Origin of the sequence: Clostridium zeae, assembly GCF_017312485.1 — a bacterium.
Taxonomy (GTDB): domain Bacteria; phylum Bacillota; class Clostridia; order Clostridiales; family Clostridiaceae; genus Clostridium_AR; species Clostridium_AR zeae.
Map to the genome: position 1 here is coordinate 56753 of NZ_BMBA01000013.1, position 18292 is coordinate 75044.

The 18292-nt window shown below is 30.3% G+C and carries 14 protein-coding genes, 2 tRNA genes and 2 rRNA genes; 4 read left to right on the forward strand and 14 right to left on the reverse strand.

Annotation, left to right across the window (positions count from 1 at the left end; genetic code table 11):
- The first annotated feature begins 2 nt into the window (after nucleotides 1-2).
- Entirely contained in the window at nucleotides 3-1373 is a 1371-nt protein-coding gene (locus tag J3477_RS25260) for an aminotransferase-like domain-containing protein (RefSeq protein ID WP_206873006.1), read from the forward strand.
- A gap of 1044 nt (nucleotides 1374-2417) precedes the next feature.
- Here J3477_RS25260 and desB read toward each other — a convergent pair.
- The gene (gene desB / locus J3477_RS25265) at nucleotides 2418-3479 is read right to left on the reverse strand and encodes a Delta(10) desaturase DesB (RefSeq protein WP_206873007.1); all 1062 of its coding nucleotides are present in this window, start codon (nucleotides 3477-3479) and stop codon (nucleotides 2418-2420) included.
- A 461-nt stretch (nucleotides 3480-3940) separates the two neighbouring features.
- On the opposite strand from desB, the gene J3477_RS25270 reads away from it, so the two are divergent.
- On the forward strand, nucleotides 3941-4738 hold the full coding sequence (locus J3477_RS25270) for a TPM domain-containing protein (protein WP_206873008.1): 798 nt from the start codon (nucleotides 3941-3943) through the stop codon (nucleotides 4736-4738).
- A 30-nt stretch (nucleotides 4739-4768) separates the two neighbouring features.
- The gene (locus tag J3477_RS25275; RefSeq protein WP_206873009.1) at nucleotides 4769-5335 is read left to right on the forward strand and encodes a LemA family protein; all 567 of its coding nucleotides are present in this window, start codon (nucleotides 4769-4771) and stop codon (nucleotides 5333-5335) included.
- Nucleotides 5336-5559: 224 nt separating this feature from the next.
- On the opposite strand, the gene J3477_RS25280 is transcribed toward J3477_RS25275, so the two are convergent.
- From J3477_RS25280 to J3477_RS25315, 8 genes are all read right to left on the reverse strand, one after another.
- Nucleotides 5560-7062, reverse strand: coding sequence for a DUF4179 domain-containing protein (locus tag J3477_RS25280; protein WP_206873010.1), 1503 nt, complete (start codon nucleotides 7060-7062; stop codon nucleotides 5560-5562).
- Entirely contained in the window at nucleotides 7063-7626 is a 564-nt protein-coding gene (locus tag J3477_RS25285) for a sigma-70 family RNA polymerase sigma factor (protein ID WP_206873011.1), read from the reverse strand. It lies immediately after the preceding gene.
- 281 nt (nucleotides 7627-7907) lie between these two features.
- Entirely contained in the window at nucleotides 7908-8399 is a 492-nt protein-coding gene (locus J3477_RS25290; RefSeq protein ID WP_206873012.1) for a GNAT family N-acetyltransferase, read from the reverse strand.
- Between the two features lie 187 nt (nucleotides 8400-8586).
- Entirely contained in the window at nucleotides 8587-10455 is a 1869-nt protein-coding gene (locus tag J3477_RS25295; protein ID WP_206873013.1) for an ABC transporter ATP-binding protein, read from the reverse strand.
- On the reverse strand, nucleotides 10452-12677 hold the full coding sequence (locus J3477_RS25300; protein ID WP_206873014.1) for an ABC transporter ATP-binding protein: 2226 nt from the start codon (nucleotides 12675-12677) through the stop codon (nucleotides 10452-10454). The genes J3477_RS25295 and J3477_RS25300 overlap by 4 nt, the downstream gene beginning before the upstream one ends.
- Before the next feature lie 136 nt (nucleotides 12678-12813).
- Nucleotides 12814-13251: a MarR family winged helix-turn-helix transcriptional regulator gene (locus J3477_RS25305; protein WP_206873015.1), complete on the reverse strand. Its 438-nt coding sequence runs from the start codon at nucleotides 13249-13251 to the stop codon at nucleotides 12814-12816.
- A gap of 729 nt (nucleotides 13252-13980) precedes the next feature.
- Nucleotides 13981-15015: a hypothetical protein gene (locus J3477_RS25310; RefSeq protein ID WP_206873016.1), complete on the reverse strand. Its 1035-nt coding sequence runs from the start codon at nucleotides 15013-15015 to the stop codon at nucleotides 13981-13983.
- Nucleotides 15016-15034: 19 nt separating this feature from the next.
- A complete protein-coding gene (locus J3477_RS25315) occupies nucleotides 15035-16051 on the reverse strand; it encodes a phosphodiester glycosidase family protein (RefSeq protein WP_206873017.1) in 1017 nt (338 codons plus the stop codon).
- Nucleotides 16052-16266: 215 nt separating this feature from the next.
- On the opposite strand from J3477_RS25315, the gene rbr reads away from it, so the two are divergent.
- The gene (gene rbr / locus J3477_RS25320) at nucleotides 16267-16851 is read left to right on the forward strand and encodes a rubrerythrin (protein WP_206873018.1); all 585 of its coding nucleotides are present in this window, start codon (nucleotides 16267-16269) and stop codon (nucleotides 16849-16851) included.
- Between the two features lie 115 nt (nucleotides 16852-16966).
- Here the strand turns inward: rbr and J3477_RS25325 are convergent, their stop codons facing one another.
- From J3477_RS25325 to J3477_RS25345, 5 genes are all read right to left on the reverse strand, one after another.
- Complete coding sequence (locus J3477_RS25325) at nucleotides 16967-17515, reverse strand: manganese efflux pump MntP (RefSeq protein WP_206873019.1); 549 nt, start codon at nucleotides 17513-17515, stop codon at nucleotides 16967-16969.
- A gap of 178 nt (nucleotides 17516-17693) precedes the next feature.
- Nucleotides 17694-17769 (reverse strand) — tRNA-Ala (locus J3477_RS25330).
- Nucleotides 17770-17774: 5 nt separating this feature from the next.
- Nucleotides 17775-17851: transfer RNA gene (locus tag J3477_RS25335), tRNA-Ile, on the reverse strand.
- 6 nt (nucleotides 17852-17857) lie between these two features.
- Nucleotides 17858-17975 (reverse strand): 5S ribosomal RNA (gene rrf, locus J3477_RS25340).
- Nucleotides 17976-18115: 140 nt separating this feature from the next.
- Nucleotides 18116-18292 (reverse strand): 23S ribosomal RNA (locus J3477_RS25345); the annotation flags it as partial.

The following is an 18292-nucleotide window of genomic DNA, read 5'->3' on the forward strand; positions in this document are numbered from 1 at the left end:
ATATGAATAGTATATATAAAAAAATAGTTTCAGATATTGAAGAAGATATACATAGAGGCATATATAAATCTGGTGAAAAAATGCCTTCTATTCGAAAGCTTTCTATACAATATAATTGTTCCCAAAACACCGTAGTAAAAGCTTTTGATACTTTAAGATATAATCACGTGATTTACTCTATACCTCAAAGTGGATATTATGTAGTAGAAAAAAACTTAGAAAACAACATCGAAAACTCTAAAATAATAAACTTTGATACTGGTAATCCCACTATAGGAACAATGAGTACCCCTGATTTAAAGCATTGCCTTGATAGAGCAGCGGATATATATAACAACACCTCTCTAAACAATACTATGTCTGGGGTGGAATCTTTAAGGAAGCTATTAAGCAAATACCTATCTGATTTTCAGATATTTGTTGATATAAAAAACATATTTATAACATTAGGGGTACAACAAACTCTAAGCATACTGACCCTTATGCCTTTTCCTAATAAAAAAGCTAAGATTCTTATAGAGCAACCTACTTACAGACACTATATTGATTTTTTAAAGTATTCGAAGGTTGATGTGCTTACTATAGAAAGAAATGAAAACGGAATAGATATAAAAGAACTTGAAAGACTTTTTAAATATGAAGATATAAAATTTTTCTATACAGTTCCTCGTAATCATAGTCCCTTAGGCACCTCTCTTAGTAAAAAGCAACGAAAGGCAATAGCATCCTTAGCAGCTAAGTATGATGTATATATAGTTGAAGACGACTATTTTGGTGATATTTCAATTGATGCAAAATATGATCCAATATATTGTTATTCTGACCATAAACACAGTATATACTTAAAAAGCTTTTCAAAAATAATGCCATGGACAAGAATAGGATTAATTGTAGTTCCTTCTAGCTTATTAGATACTTTTGAGGAACATATCCAATTTTCCTATTATTCTTCTTACTTTTCAGCTTCATTAATATCACAAGCAACCTTAGAAATATATATAAGAAGTAACATCCTGAAGAAACATACTGATTCAATATCAAAGGAATTATATGAAAAACACATAGCTCTAAGAAAGCATTTTAAAATCTTAAAAGGTTATGGAATTGAAGCTACCGGAAGTAACTTTTGTTTCTATTCTTACTTACGCCTCCCAGAGTGGATAAATGAGGATACATTAATTGAAAAATTAGAAGAGAACTCAGTGTTGGTAAGATCAGGCAAATTCTTTTACTTTGATGAATCTTCCTATAGAAAAGGTATAAGGATAAGCATAGCAAGTGTGAGTATAAGTGATATAGATAATGGCCTTGGTATAATAGAAACCATCGTAAAATCGTTATACGATAAATACTTACAAAGTTCAAATAGATAATAGACACAGAGAAAAAATACTTTGTTATACTAAAATTCTTTTATGCGTAGATCTTTGGTACTATAATTTTAAAAAGAATAAAATAATAATTTTTGATTTCGCATACTATATATATAAGTTCAATAGTACTCTTTTCTATTGAACTAATATATTATAGACAGAGGTCGTTAGTATTGAAAAACTTATACTTCAAAATGATCATACTTATAGATTTATTTATATACATCTACTTCTTGATATCGTACACGATTACGAGAAATGTTGATATAGCTCTTCCTCCAATAATTAGATATTGCTACATCTTACTATGTTTCTTTCTAAGTATGCTTATTGAAAATAACTGCTATAGTATTATAGACAAAAGACTGCTTCAAACAGCTCTATTTTTTACTATCATTGCAGATTTTTTCTTTATAATAATGGAATCACCTGAACTCGGAATTTTTATCTTTATATTTGTACAAATAACTTATATATTAAGGCACTCTAGAGCAATAAACTTAACTGCTATACATATAAAAACTTTACTTTTGTTATCTACAGCAGTCCTTTTTCTAGGATTTTTTTTAAAGCCTAAAAATATTGATACTAAGCTATATTATTTAGCTTTACTCTACGGAACTTTACTAATAAACAGCTTAATATGTGCATTTTTAACACTTAGAAGTAATCTTTATTACAAACATAGTTCTTTAATGATAGTGTTTGGAATGTTCTTATTTTTTATGTGTGACATCAACGTTGGATTATATCCCTTAGTAACCGAATCTTATAATATAGCCTCATTAAGCATGACAATCTATTTCTTGATATGGTTTTTTTATCTTCCATCCCAAATCTTATTAGCTCTTAGTGGTTATAGAAAACTTAAATAAATAAAAAATATAAGTCTATTAATAAAAATGGCTAACGTTTATTTCATTAGCCATTTTTTCGTATCTGCCTTCATTCCTTACATAATAAAGCTTTACAGGCAACCAAATTCTATCTTTTTTGAATAAAAACTTTCAAACGCTTTTAACTATAATATATTAAAAGAATATGTTAATTTGTATTCAATTTAGCTTTTTTATAAGTTACATTCTTGATATCTAATCCATTTCCTAATGATTTATAAGAATTCTTATTCCTAGGGTCTAAAAATTCTGTTTCATTGTAATATATTCTCGGAGTTTTCCAAAGAGTTACTAGGGCTTTCACTAGTGACATTTGTAGATATTTCTCCGGCCAGAATTCTAATATCTTTTCCTTTACTATCGGATAATATTTAGGATTTATACCTGGAAACATATGATGTTCCACATGATAAGAAAAATTAAAGTGCAATATGTCAATCCATTTTGGAACTGTTACGGAAAGACTATTTGCTAATGGATCGTTCACTGGTACTAATGGATTTAGTCTATGATTAGTTGATATATATGCCATTACAATAAAATTCCCTATCATTAACGGAATAAGGTACATAAATATCCATTTATTAATACCCACATAATATAATAAACCTATCCAAACTGCCCAAGGAACTAACATTTGCAACCATACTCCTAATTTTTTTGATTTAAACTCACTGATATAGGTAAAGAACATTCTCATTGTATGCATTGAAAAAGTAAATGTTAGAGATAAAAAACTCACAAATGCTCTAAAATTGAGAGGTAACTTATATACCCATTTAACAATCATAGGACTCTTTAGTAATTGCTCGAAACTAATCCATGCATCTGGGTCTTTCTCTTCATCCTGAGTATGTGCATGATGAGTTATATTGTGCCATTTAATCCAAAGCCTTGGACTTACACTCAATGGCGCAAAAGCTAATCCCCCAAGTAAATTTCTCACCCATGGTTTTCTTACTACAGTTCCATGCAATATTTCATGCCCCAAGAACCCCATAGCAGCAAAACTAAACCCTAGTATTATTGAAAAAAATAGACTAGCTATTATATTCATATTCATCTGTTTAATAACTATCATACAACTTATTATAACAATTACATACGCTAGCCCTCCTAACAATCTTTGTGGAACAGGCTTTCGTACTTCTTCAGGCATTTCTTTAGATAACCTCTTTACATACCAAGCTATATCATGAAACTCTTTCATCTAATAACATCCTTTCTAAAATTACTTATAAGCAGTTTACCTTAATAGGCCTATCCTCAAAACCTGCAGGTCAATAAGTTCTCAATTCACAATAATTTTTAATTTATACATTTTATTTAATTTGAATAATTAAACATAAATTGCGCTTAAACCTAGTAATGTAGCTCTTCCTTACAAATAATATTTTGATAATCAAAGTATTTTATGTTCCTATGATATCAATAATCATTATCCATTGTCAACTATTATTTCCTAATAGTGTTGTAATAAATCAAAAAACTTTTTTAATATTTTCTTTATAACTTTTATCATTTATACATAAACTATAGATATGAATACACTATAGGAACCTACAAACTCTACTTTAATTTAACAAATATTAATCCAAATATGTACAACTTATGTATTTCTAGTATAATAATTTAATATAGGTATATAATTTAATACAAGAGGAGATATTTATGAAAAAATATTATAAAATTATTTTGCCCTTAATATTGTTGATATCATCAATATTATCCGGAGCTTCCTCTAATGATTTACCTAATAAACCAACATCAGATATTTTCTTTCAAGACTATGCTAAGATGTTTTCTAATGATACTAAAAACTATATACTTTCAACCTCCAACGATATAAGAAATAAAACTACAGCAGAGGTTGCAGTTGTAACTATAGATTCATTAAACGGCTCTTCCATAGAAGAATATGCAAACTCTCTATTTAGAAAATGGGGCATTGGTAATAAAGAAAAGAATAATGGTGTTCTAATATTAATCTCAAAAAATGACAGGAAGTTTAGAATTGAAGTCGGATACGGTTTAGAAGGTATATTGCCTGATGGAAAAGTAGGCTCATATTTAAGAGAAATGTCTGCATACTTTAAAGAAAATCAATATGATAAAGGTGTGATTACTACCTATAAAAGAATAGTCGGAGATATTGGACAAGAGTACAATGTTGATGTCACAAATTACACAAAGGATGTACCTGATAAGCTTTCTGACAACTCAGATAACATCAATAATAAATCAATTTATGATAAAGCTGCACCTGTTGTTAAGACAATTGTTATGATAATATTCTTAATTATTGTTTTTTCTTCTAGAGGCAGAGGACGTCGTGGTGGAGGCGGTGGCTTTTACTATGGTGGCGGTTTCGGAGACGGTGGTTCTGGAGGCTTCGGTGGAAGTTCTGGTGGCTCTGATAGTTTTGGTGGAGGAGACTCTGGCGGCGGTGGATCATCTGGCGGCTGGTAATAAATATTAATACTTGGAGGATTAAGTTGTATGAATAAAAAAAGTTTTTTAATTGTAATAGGTGCGATAATTCTTGTCGCATTAATAGGTGTAGGAGTTTATGTAAGTGCTTATAATAACCTAGTTTCAAAGGATGAAAATGTTAATTCTAAATTCAGCCAAATAGATAACCAGCTTCAAAGAAGAAATGATTTAATTCCTAATTTAGTGGAAACAGTTAAAGGTTATACCAAGCATGAGGAACAAGTCTTTAAAGATTTAGCTGATGCAAGAAGCAAGCTTGCAAGCTCAACTACTGTACAGGATAAAGCAAATGCTGATGCACAAATTACCACTGCTCTAAGAGGACTTAATGTAATAGTTGAAAACTATCCAAATCTTAAAGCTAATGAAAATTATCTAAAGCTTCAAGATGAATTAGCAGGTACTGAAAATAGAATAGCTGTGGCTAGAAAAGATTATAATGACTCTGTTAAGGACTTTAACAGCTATAAGAAAAAATTCTTTGTTAATATGTTTTTTAGTGGAAAATATCAAGATAAGCAGTACTTCAAAGCAGCTGAAGGCGCTGAAAAAGTACCGTCTGTAAAATTCTAAAATAAAGGTCTGCTCCATAATTTTTTAAGGAGCAGACCCTTTTATATTGATATCTGACTAATAATGTTAGAAAAATCAAATTTATATCGCAAAAAACACCATAAATTTTTCTATTTCCCAGGCAATTGTTACATTTATATCATAACATATTATTTTTTTATTAGGCGCTGTTAAGCACTGTATAAAATTAACTATCCTTATGTTATTGATTATTTTATAGAACTTTATTTAGTAAAATTAATTGTTTTTGCATTTTTCATATCAAGTTTAAATTTATCGTCATATTGCGGTATTACTAGGTAGTCACCTTCACCAATATTACTAAATGTATATTCATTTCCTTCTTCGGAATATCTTCTTTCAATTCCACCATTATAATGTTCTCTTGGATCTACTATTATATCTAGGTATTCTTTGTCTTTTGACTTTCCTTCTTCCATCGCAAAATATTTTTTATATCTAGCCATATCCCTAGTTACAAATATAGTGCTTCTTTTACTTATATCTAAGCCTTTAAAACTTATATTAACTACAGTATTTCCTTCTTTCTTAACTATGGAATTTATAACTATCCCACAATCCTTACCTTGAGCTATATATTGTCCCTGTTTTATATCGCTTAACTTAACATATTTGTAGGCATCAAAGTTCCAATTTAAATCTTCACTTTTTTGTACTCTAGGAATTATTGTTAAGGACTTAGGTACTTCCTTAAATGCAGTAAATCTGCTATATCTTTTTAATATTAAATTATCTTTATCTTGTTCGCTTATATTCTTTTCTCCTATACTAAAAATCTCCTCACCTTTGTCATTAACTAAAACATAACTAAATCCAAGGTTTGTATACTTTCCATCAATAAATTTTTGAAAACTTGATTTATTTGCAACTATTGTATTTTCTATAGTTGTTCCTAGCGGTGAGAAAGTTATAGCATCTAAATCAAACTTAACTTCATCATTCACCTTTAATTGACCCAAGTTTTCATATCTCTTAGTCTTATCTACTAGCTGATTCTTAGATATTTGAAACTTAAAATCCCAATTACCACTTACATCTCTAATCTTATTTAAGGAAAAACTTATATTAGACTTATCATCAACTTTACATGACTTTATATCAATTCTTGTTATAATAATTTGACTATCTACCTTTGGATCTCCATAACTAATTTCCGTATCATAAGCTGTGTATTTCTTCTCTATCCCTTGATCCTTAAGAAGTTTTTCTTCAAGATCAATATTATTATTGTTTATTTTTAGCTGACTTATATGAATGTCCCTTTCGCCATTTACTATATCATTATTGTTTCCATCCTTCACTTTATATGAAAGGTAAATATAGCTTCCATCATAAACTACAGAGTTTAGTCTTACAATTATATTTTTATCTTTAGCCTCTAAATCAACATCATTTTCATATTTTACATACTCAGAATTAGCTATTGTAGCTCTAACATTTAAATACTCCATAAAAGATCCTATGAGATTTATATCCTTCGCCCTTGCTATACTTGATACTGTTATACCGCTAATAATCACTAATGCTATTACAGCTACCTTGCTAGTATTTTTTATGTTAAAGTTAAATCTACTTTTATTGTATTTATCTTTTCTAAAATTTTTAATAAGTGCTTTATCCAAGTCTTTTGGAGCTTTTATATCCATCGAATCATACTGTTCCGAATCCAAATCTATTTCATTAAATAATTCATATATATCCTTCATTTATAACATCTCCCCTAATGCCAGTTTTAGCTTTTCCTTTAAAATCTTCCTGCCTCTACTAAGATGAGTGTTTACATTTGATCTTGTTAATCCTAGATCCTTTGATATCTCGTCTGAGGAATCACCTAAAAAATACTTCTTTATAAATATACTTCTATACGGCTCCTCCATTTTTTCTATAAGTTCAAGAAGTTTATCCTTATACTCTTTCATTAGATATTCTTCTTCCACACTTTCATTACTGGCTATAAATATTTCTTCTATATTACCTGTCTGAACAGTTCTTAATCTCTTTCTGCTATAATCAATAGCTTTGTATTTTGCAATAGCACAAATCCAACTTTTAAACTTATCCCTATCCCCTATGAACTTATCTGAGTTGTTCCATATGGATAAAAATATATCACTTAAGCATTCCTCTATACATCCTTCATCTTTGAATTGTCCTAAAACAGTATAAACCACTTTATATAATAATTTGCTATACTTACTTATAACAAATTCCATGGCTTTTTCGTTCTTTCGCTTAATTTCAGCTATATAATCTGCAGTTTCAAAGTTCATAGCTTCCTCCATAAATTGATTTTGAAGATCTTCACTTAATAAAACGTAGCTTTTCAAAATAAATTACATAAATTTATAAATAATTTTTATTTTTTACTGTATAGTTATAAAAACTTCTAAACCATTTAAACACCTAATTTTATATAAACTGTAAATTATATACTTTTATCTACATAAATAAAAGCCTCACTATCTTTAAGAGATAGCCCGGCTTTAAATAAACTTGTAAATTTTGATATCCTATTGTAATACATGAATTAATCTTATAAAATTAATTCATTTTATCCCATTAGCATTCTTGCCATATGATATTCATCGCTATAAATACCATTTCTTAGTGCTGACATCTTAGCTATACCCTCTATATCAAATCCAAACTTCTTATATAAGCTTATTGCTCTTTCATTTTCTATAAAAACAGATAACTCTAATCTCTTTAATTTAAGTTTATTATCAGCTATATCAGTAATAGTGGACATGAGCTTAGCTCCTATTCCCATCCCATGATAATCACTATTTACCATGATAGTTATATATCCTACATGTTTTTTTCTAGGATTATTATGCATTGATAAAATAATTAACCCTACTACTCTATTTTCAGCTTCTGATACAATCCAAAGATCATTCCCCTTATTTAAAAATCTATTCCTTAGGCCATCCTTAGGCTCATTTTTATAAGATAATATATTCTCCATAACCTTGGGCATCTGTCTTATACTATATAGCTCATCACAATCTTCAATAGCAGCTTGTCTTATATTAATATCCATACTTTAATCCCCCTACAACATTATACCCCTTAATTATCCATTATAATTATTTATCAAATTCATCTTTTAGTCAATAATTCACAACTTATATTATTTATATAATGTATATGAGAAAAGTTTAGAAAGAGAAAAAATGCTACTGATAATAAACATTTATCAATAGCATTCTACTTTAATTTATAAGCTATTAGCTAACTTGAGTACTTTCAAATTGGCTGTTATAAAGGTTAGCATAGAATCCACCTTCTGCAAGAAGTTGTTCATGACTACCTTGCTCAACAATATCTCCATGATTCATAACAAGTATCAAATCAGCATCGCGTATAGTTGATAGACGATGAGCTATTATAAAGCTTGTTCTGTTCTTCATAAGATTGTTCATAGCCTTTTGTATTTGTACTTCTGTACGAGTATCTACTGAACTTGTAGCTTCATCTAATATCAATATACTAGGATCTGCAAGTATTGCTCTAGCAATTGTTATAAGCTGTTTTTGACCTTGAGATATATTTGAAGCCTCTTCGTTAAGGATCATATTATATCCATCTGGTAATGTATGAACAAAGCTATCTACGTGAGCAGCCTTAGCAGCAGCTATAACTTCTTGATCAGTAGCATCAAGTCTACCATATCTTATATTCTCCATTATAGAAGTATTATATAGCCAAGTATCTTGTAATACCATACCAAACATACCTCTCAAATCTCCACGTGTAAAGTTTCTTATGTCGTGACCATCAATCATGATAGCACCTTCATTTACGTCATAGAATCTCATTAGAAGCTTAATCATTGTAGTCTTACCTGCACCAGTTGGTCCAACTATGGCTACCTTTTGACCTGGTTTTACTGAAGCAGAAAAATCATTAATTATAGTCTTATCTGCATTATATCCAAAGTGAACATGATTGAAATCAACTCTTCCATCAACATTTTCAAGCTTAACTGGGTTTGGAACTTCAGCAACTTCTTCTTCTACTTCTAAGAACTCAAATACACGTTCTGATGAAGCTGCAGTTTGTTGAAGTATATTTGATATATTAGCAAGCTGAGTTATTGGTTGTGTAAATGAACGTACGTATTGAATAAAAGCTTGAATATCTCCAACAGTTATTGCCTTTTTAGCAGCAAGATATCCACCTAATATAGATATTGCAACATATCCTAAGTTTCCTACAAACCCCATGATAGGCATCATAAGACCTGATAAAAATTGTGACTTCCAAGCAGATTTATACAGTGTATTATTTAAATCCTGAAACTTTGCAACACTTTTTCCTTCTCCGTTAAAAGCCTTCATTACTAAATGTCCGCCATACATTTCTTCTATGTGTCCATTAACATGGCCTAAATAGTCTTGTTGCTCTTTAAAATACTTTTGAGAATTCTTAACTATTATCATTATAAATATCATCGATACTGGAATTACACATAATGCTACAACAGTCATTAACCAGTTTATACTAAACATCATAGAAAGAACACCAATTACACTAGTTACTGATGTTATTATCTGAGTCAAACTCTGATTTAATGTCTGACTTATTGTATCAACATCATTAGTAACACGAGATAAAACTTCTCCATGGTTTGTTCCATCAAAGTACTTTAGAGGGATACGGTTAATCTTTTCTGATATATCTTTTCTTAGTCTATAAGTTACCTTCATAGTAACTCCAGACATTATCCATCCTTGTATATAACTGAATAAAGCACTTATGATGTACAACACTAGAAGTAATCCAATTATATTACCTATATAATTAAAATCTATACCATTACTACTTCCACTGATTTTACTAGTGATACCTTCAAACAACTTTGTTGTTGCTTTTCCCAATATTTTTGGTCCCACTATAGTAAAGATAGTACTAGCTACAGCGAATATAATAACAATTACTATTGATAATTTGAATTCACTTAAATATTTAATAAGCTTAGACATTGTTCCTTTGAAGTCACGAGCCTTTTCTCCACCCTGCATCATAGGGCCTCCAGGTCCGTGTCCTCCTGGCCCTCTTCTCTGTCCGCCTGTTCTTTTGTTATGTTCACTCATGCTAATTCCTCCTTTGAAAGCTGTGATGAAGCTATTTCTTGGTAAGTCGGACAATTTGCCATAAGTTCTTTATGGGTACCAATACCTACAACTTTTCCTTCATCAAGCACTATAATTTGTTCAGCATTCATGATAGTTGATATACGTTGTGCAACTAAAAGTACTGTACTTGAACCGGTTTGTTTCTTAAGTGCTCTTCTAAGTGCTGCATCTGTCTTAAAATCAAGAGCTGAGAAACTATCATCAAATATATATATTTCTGGTCTCTTTACAAGAGCTCTTGCAATAGAAAGTCTTTGCTTTTGTCCACCAGATACATTTGTACCACCTTGAGATATTTCAGTTCCAAAACCTTCTGACTTTTCATTTATGAACTCCATTGCCTGAGCTATTTCAGCTGCTCTTTTAATGTTTTCTTCCGATGAGTTTTCATCAGCATATTTTAAGTTTGATTCTATGGTACCACTAAACAATGCTCCCTTTTGTGGTACATAACCTATTTTGTCACGAAGCTCACCTTGAGGCACTTCTCTTATATCTATTCCATCAATTAGTATTTGTCCTTCTGTAACATCGTAAAAACGTGGAACTAAGTTTACAAGGGTAGTCTTTCCTGCTCCTGTAGATCCTATTATTGCTGTAGTTTGACCTGGTAAAGCTTTAAAGTTTATATTTTTAACTACATCTTCTTCAGCGCCAGGATATCTAAAGGATACATTCTTAAACTCTACAGTACCATCTATTTCTTTAGATAAATGTTTAGGATCCTTTTTATCAACTATTACTGGCTTTATTGCTAAAACTTCAGCAATACGGTCAGCAGCAACAGATGCTCTTGGAATCATTATGAACATCATTGATAACATCAAGAATGAGAATATTATTTGCATTGCATATTGCATAAATGCCATCATATCACCAACTTGCATTGATGAATCTGCTATTTGATGAGCACCAACCCATACAATAAGAAGAGTAATACCATTCATTATAAGCATCATTACAGGCATCATAGATACCATAACTCTATTTACAAAAAGATTAGTACTAGTTAAGTCATTATTAGCCTTATCAAATCTTTGCTCTTCAAATCTTTGAGTACTAAATGCTCTTATTACCATCATTCCTGAAAGATTTTCTCTTGTAACAAGATTCAATCTATCTATAAGTTTTTGAATTGCCTTAAATTTAGGTAACGCTACTGTGAATACAACCATTATTAAACCTAATAAAGCTATAACTGCTACTGCTATAATCCAAGACATTGAACTACTCTTTTGTAGTGCTCTAATTACTCCACCTACACCCATTATTGGCGCATAGAACACCATTCTAATCATCATAACTAAAACTGTTTGTATTTGTGTTATATCGTTTGTTGTTCTTGTTATAAGAGATGCTGTTGAGAATTTATCAAATTCTGTATTAGAAAAACTTTCAACCTTAGTAAATACATCTCTACGTAGATTTCTTGAAAGACCTGCTGCTACTCTTGCTCCTAAGAAACCAACCATTACAGTACATAATGCACCTAATAATGATACGCCGAGCATTATTAATCCAGCTTTCTTTATATAATTGCTTTGTATTTTATCAGTATTTACGCCTAAAGACTTATATTCATCTTTTATTGGAGCTACAGCAGCTTGAACAACCATGCTGTCTCCTAATTCCTCAAATTTTTTATTCATATCTTCACTTAACGTTGCTCTTTGTTCAGCTGGTAACTTACCTAATAAAGCAAAAAGATCAGTATTTGCAGGTATTTCCTTTCCTCCAAATGATATCTTTCCATCTTTTGCTTCACTCTTCATCTTTTCTACTCCAGATACAGCTAAGAAAGCTTTACCCAGTATAGGATTTAAAGTATCGATTTCTGAGTTACTAATATCTTTTAATACATATATTGATTCCTTTTCTAATTGTGGATAATCTTTTACATACTTATCATAATCTGAACTAGATTTATCTACTAAAGTATAGTTATCCATAACCTCTTTTTTATTATCTTCACTCATAAACAATACCAATTTATTCATTTGGCTTTGCCTTACAGCACTAGGGACCGCACTCTCAATACCATTTTGTTGAATACCTTTATTTACTATATTCGACATGTAATCTGGTAATGCCAGATCAGTCATTGCCTGTACAAATAGCAACGCTATTGCAACTATTATTGGCAAAATAAATGGTTTTATATATTTAGCTAACTTAACCATTAATGCATTCACTCCTTCTCCATAATTTAGTACATATATTATATTTAAATTACTAGGTTTAACTACCTTAAAGATTTTATACTTTCTTTATACAGTAAAAAATTGCTTTACATACCCATTAGAAAAATTAAAGCTTTTAAGAATTCCTTCTCATTATTTTCTCCAAGGTATCTAACCCCTTAAGTACTGTATCTAGCTCCTCAGTAGTAGCTTCACTTGCTATACGTTCTAATTTTTTTTCAACTTTCGAAAAGTTATCCTTAAAATTTTTCAAAAATCCTTCAGTTACACTAACAAAGACTATCCTCTTGTCCTCTTCACTTCGTTTTCTTGAAACTAATCCTTGCTTTTCAAGTCTATCAATTATTCCTGATACTGTGCTATTTGAAAGTCCTAACTTTTCACTCAAATCACTTATTTTCATTTCACCTTGATGACATAAGACACCTATAAGCATTCCCTGTGATTGAGTCAATCCCATTTCCTCAAAGTGATTGCCCATACTTTTTTTAATTAACTTCCCTATATTTTTAAGCTTTCTAACTAACTCAACACCTCTATTTACTTCGTCCATTAAGTTTATCACCTTCTACTTGTATTTCGCACACAAATATTTCGCTAAAGAATATTTCGCATCGAAACATTTTCTATGCAAAATATATTCTACTCCTGATTCTTCTACCAGTCAATAGCAATTTTTTATGATAACTTTTTCATTCCATTTTTTTATTTTTTTATTAAATAATTATTAGTTTGTTTGTGTAAGAATAAATCAATAGCTTCTCCTTTATAAATATGGACAAGTTTCATAATTTCTAGTCAAATAAAAAAGTAGCTTAAGCGACTTTTTTGCGTATAACCCTCTACCAATATATAAAAGAAAAATTTTCAAGGCAGAAAAGTTTTATTTTTTATTATGTTCATTAAAAAGTTATCCTACTACGCAAAGTTATTAGGTTTAGTAGTTGGTATAAAAATTTTATAGTTTTATATACAGTAAATAAGAGAAATTAATAACTAAATCTAAAAGTTACTAATTTCTCTTATTAAGTATTTAATATATAATTTTAATTTTGGCTACATTTAAAAGTATTATTGAAATTAAGTGGTTAGACAGGAGATGCTATATGAGCGAGCTATTAGAATTAAATGATTTTTTCAGATGGAATGGCGTTAATAAACTGTACTGTTCGAACGTAGTGAGTTTACAGTTTTAGCCATGGAATATGACAAAATCATATTAATTCTTTGCGTAAGCTCATTAAAGCATCGTATGACTAATCACTCAATTTCAATCAACTCTTTAATTCTTAACCATAGCTTCAGACTTATTAACTATAACCTCATTATCCTTTATTGAAAGTATATTATTATCTTTCATATTTAGATAAGTGCCCTTATAAGCAAGCGCTTTATCTCCTACAACTGATTTTATAATCTGAGTTTCTGGGTTTAATTCAAATATTTTTCCATCTTTTGATATCATAATATTGTCTTTTTTAATATCATTCTTAACTTGGACTTTTGTCCACGAATCTATTCCCTCATTTATGAGTCCATAATATATAGCCGTTATAACATCATTCTTACTTATTCCTACAAATACTCTATCTGAATTATCTACACCTAATAATACTTGTTTACCATTTTCTTTTAATGCTATAGTTTTACTAATGTAGCTTATATAAAATTTATTTAAACTTTTTGTATTATATATAATTTTATCTTCATGCGGTATAACTAATAAGTCTTCGATATCTCTAGCTTGTGTATTTACGTCTTCAAATACACCTTGCTGAGTATTTAGTTTGAATACCTGCTCTTTTCCATAATTCTTAACTTTTACAAAAAGTAAGTTCTTCAAGCTTGAATTAACTACTTTTTCAAGTTGTGCATTTTCATCCTGAAGTTTTAGAGTTGCTACCAAGTTTTTTTCCTTTTTATCTATATCATATATATAAAATTCGTAGTTATTAGTATTATCTTTTATATTATTTATATACAATATCTTATCATCATATAGCCAACTATATAGATATGGTTTTACCTTTGAAGCAACCACACTATCATATTTATCTAAAATTAAATATTTTAATTGATTATCTTTTATGTATGACACATACTTATTACTTTCAGATGCTTTAATATCACTTGCATCTGCTTCTATCATATTTTTCTTTTCAACTGGTTTTGGTGCTTCAACCGGCTTAGACTCTACTACCTTATCAGGGGCACTAAAACCTGCCAGATATTTATAATTAATCAACGCTAAAACTGATGTCTGTAAAGCTATTGCCACAAGCAGATATATTGCAATTATAATAAACCTTTTCTTCATTAACTTGTTTACCTCTTTCTTATTTAATTAAAAATGCAGTTGGTATAAACCTTACTCCATCCATACTTGATGGATCATTTAACACTTTATTATCCCAATAAATAGTTGTTGAAGAGCCTCCATCTAAATTCGCAGCGTTATATGCTTCATACTTTAACATAATATCCTGTACATCTTTCAAGGTTGCTCCAGGCATAGTTAACTTTCTTCCCTCAGTTACAAGCATTAATACCGTTCCATCTTTTCTTTGACCTATAACGGTTCTTGGAGCCATTCCCCATCCCCCATTTCCAGAATTTATAGTAGTTTTGCCATTAACTATTAGAAACGGCTCAAAGGAAACAGCTGCCTTTAAATCTAATGCTTGTATTTGTGATATTGAATACTTGCCAAGTACTAAAATCCCTTGTTTATTAAAACCTACAATTGAATAACTATCATTTTTTGTCTTATAAAGAATTTCACCATCTTTAACTACTATGCTAGTTGGAGTTCCACCATTACCTTGTCCATTTTCATCTTCAAATCCACCAGCATTTATTCCTCCTATGGCATCATTTTCCTTACACATATCATCTAATTTCACTCCAAATTTTGTTAGATCCTTAGTAACTCCAAGCTCAATTCTTTTTGGGTCTTTAACGATCAATAGATAACCTTTGTATCTACTTTCGTTTATATTAACAAGCTCAACACCTTCTGTTCTATTTATTGGTACATCCATCTCAGTACTAGAACTTACCTCAGTTGCTACGGATGCTGATGTAGCTACAGATATGTCCTTAATGTCTGAATTATCTGTGGTATCAATCTTGTTCTTATTCATTATTTCATTTATCTGATCCTTGTCCAAAAACCAAGTAGCTAAATATTGATGCCTGTATGTTGTCATGGCTGATGTTACTACCATCTCTTTTAAATTATCGAATGGACCATAATATATCATTGGTACTGAGTATATTAAACCCATCAATAAATTACAGCCTATAAAAATTGCTAAATTAATTAATATAGTTCTAAATTTTTTTCGAAACATAAATATACAATCCTTTACATTATCTTATTTAAATATTATATATTTATTTTAATATGTTTACCATTAAAAAGTTTATCATTATTATTACAATAATATATATTTTCTGTCATAAATTGATGGCAAATTGTAAACTATTTTTAATATATAAACATAGAAGGAATTTATGAATACGATGAAGAATACAATACTACATAAAAATATTGGAGGGGATAAATTTGAAATCTTTAAAAGGTACTAAAACATCTGAAAATTTATTAAAATCCTTTGCAGGAGAATCTCAAGCTAGAAACAGGTATACTTATTATGCCTCTATTGCAAAAAAAGAAGGTTTTGTACAAATATCAAATCTATTTACAGAAACTGCCGACAATGAAAAAGAGCATGCAAAAAGGTTCTTTAAGTTTTTAAGTGAAGGTTTAGGGGTTGATAATGTAGAAATAACAGCCACATATCCTGTAGCATATGGAGATACAAAAGTTAATCTAAAAGCTGCTGCTGATGGAGAAAATGAGGAATGGACAGACCTATACCCTACTTTCGCAGATGAGGCTGAAGCCGAAGGCTTTCCAGTAATAGCAGCTGTTTATAGAAAGATAGCAGAAGTAGAAAAACATCATGAAGAAAGATATAGAGCTCTTCTTAGCAATTTAGAAAATAATAAAGTTTTTTCAAAAGATGCTGAAGTTTCATGGAAATGCATTAATTGTGGATATATCTATATAGGGCAAGATGCACCTATAGCTTGTCCAGCATGTGCTCATCCTCAATCTTATTTTGAAGTATTGACTGAAAATTATTAATATTTACAGTATTTATTTACTTACAAATAAGCACCTATAGTATTTATAGGTGCTTATTTTAATGACCTTAAATTAGTATTATCACACTTATATAACCACATATAGCTATTTAGACCTATTCCACTAATTCTAATAATCCCATTAATATCATTACTACACCTGATATAATGGTTGCTTTTTTACCAATCTTAAGTTTTCCAAAAAACCTTGTACCATAGTCAGACAAAACAAAAATCATAATACTTATTACAAAATACGGTAATGAAATTGCAAAAGCTGAGTAACCCGCTAACCCTGAGCTTACTGAACTTCCAACATCATCAAGAGCTAACACCAGTCCTATTGATATTACTTCGGTGTATTTTATATTTTTGACTTTATATTCATCATCATCTTCTTTATCTAAGATAGATTTGATTATCATCTTACTACCCATAACCATTAATATTATCACGCTTAACAACGTACAAACATTATCACTTAAAAAATTTGATATTATATTGCCAGAAATAGCAGCTATATAGGAAACAAGAAATGCTATAAATGATATAATTATATTTTTGTAAAATCCTATCTTTATTCTACCAACACTGTATGCAACACCTATACCAATGTTATCAATACTATTTACAAAAGCTATGACAAATAGATATATTAAATGCATAATTCTACCTCCTTATCTTTGGTAAGTACTCATAACACAGTTATGCTAGAATTATATAGTTGGAGGTGTCGATTTATATATATTTGTCTTAAAATATTCTATTCAAAATCTATAAGTTCGTTACACTATAATTATTTATAAAACAAAAAACCATGAACATTAAGTTCATGGTTTACTTTGGTGGAGATAAAGAGATTCGAACTCTTGACCCCCTGCGTGCAAGGCAGGTGCTCTCCCAACTGAGCTATACCCCCAAATATGGTGGACCTTCAGGGACTCGAACCCCGGACCTACCGGTTATGAGCCGGTTGCTCTAACCAACTGAGCTAAAGATCCTTACTAACCTGGCAACCACTTACTCTCCCACACAGTCGCCCATGCAGTACCATTAGCCGTCTAAGTCTTAACCTTCGTGTTCGGTATGGGTACGGGTGTAACCCTAAGACGCATCATTACCAGATATTCAGTTTGTAGTCATTACTCTGACCACAGTGAATATTATATCTAGACTTTTTCTTCTTGTCAACAAGATTTTTTTCTAAATATAAGAAAGATTATTCTTTCAAAATTGCACTTAAGTTTACTTTGTAATAATTTGTATTGGTCAAGCCCTCGACCTATTAGTATCGGTCAGCTGAACATGTTACCATGCTTACACCTCCGACCTATCAACCTCGTGTTCTTCGAGGGGTCTTACTAGCTTACGCTATGGGAAATCTAATCTTGAGGTGGGCTTCACGCTTAGATGCTTTCAGCGTTTATCCCTTCCCGACGTAG

What these genes read in the sequence shown, in the direction of transcription:
- J3477_RS25260 (WP_206873006.1), top strand. Translation starts at nt 3, where the DNA reads ATGAATAGTATATATAAAAAAATAGTTTCAGATATTGAAGAAGATATA.
- desB (WP_206873007.1), bottom strand. Translation starts at nt 3,479, where the DNA reads ATGAAAGAGTTTCATGATATAGCTTGGTATGTAAAGAGGTTATCTAAA.
- J3477_RS25270 (WP_206873008.1), top strand. Translation starts at nt 3,941, where the DNA reads ATGAAAAAATATTATAAAATTATTTTGCCCTTAATATTGTTGATATCA.
- J3477_RS25275 (WP_206873009.1), top strand. Translation starts at nt 4,769, where the DNA reads ATGAATAAAAAAAGTTTTTTAATTGTAATAGGTGCGATAATTCTTGTC.
- J3477_RS25280 (WP_206873010.1), bottom strand. Translation starts at nt 7,062, where the DNA reads ATGAAGGATATATATGAATTATTTAATGAAATAGATTTGGATTCGGAA.
- J3477_RS25285 (WP_206873011.1), bottom strand. Translation starts at nt 7,626, where the DNA reads ATGAACTTTGAAACTGCAGATTATATAGCTGAAATTAAGCGAAAGAAC.
- J3477_RS25290 (WP_206873012.1), bottom strand. Translation starts at nt 8,399, where the DNA reads ATGGATATTAATATAAGACAAGCTGCTATTGAAGATTGTGATGAGCTA.
- J3477_RS25295 (WP_206873013.1), bottom strand. Translation starts at nt 10,455, where the DNA reads ATGAGTGAACATAACAAAAGAACAGGCGGACAGAGAAGAGGGCCAGGA.
- J3477_RS25300 (WP_206873014.1), bottom strand. Translation starts at nt 12,677, where the DNA reads ATGGTTAAGTTAGCTAAATATATAAAACCATTTATTTTGCCAATAATA.
- J3477_RS25305 (WP_206873015.1), bottom strand. Translation starts at nt 13,251, where the DNA reads ATGGACGAAGTAAATAGAGGTGTTGAGTTAGTTAGAAAGCTTAAAAAT.
- J3477_RS25310 (WP_206873016.1), bottom strand. Translation starts at nt 15,015, where the DNA reads ATGAAGAAAAGGTTTATTATAATTGCAATATATCTGCTTGTGGCAATA.
- J3477_RS25315 (WP_206873017.1), bottom strand. Translation starts at nt 16,051, where the DNA reads ATGTTTCGAAAAAAATTTAGAACTATATTAATTAATTTAGCAATTTTT.
- J3477_RS25325 (WP_206873019.1), bottom strand. Translation starts at nt 17,515, where the DNA reads ATGCATTTAATATATCTATTTGTCATAGCTTTTGTAAATAGTATTGAT.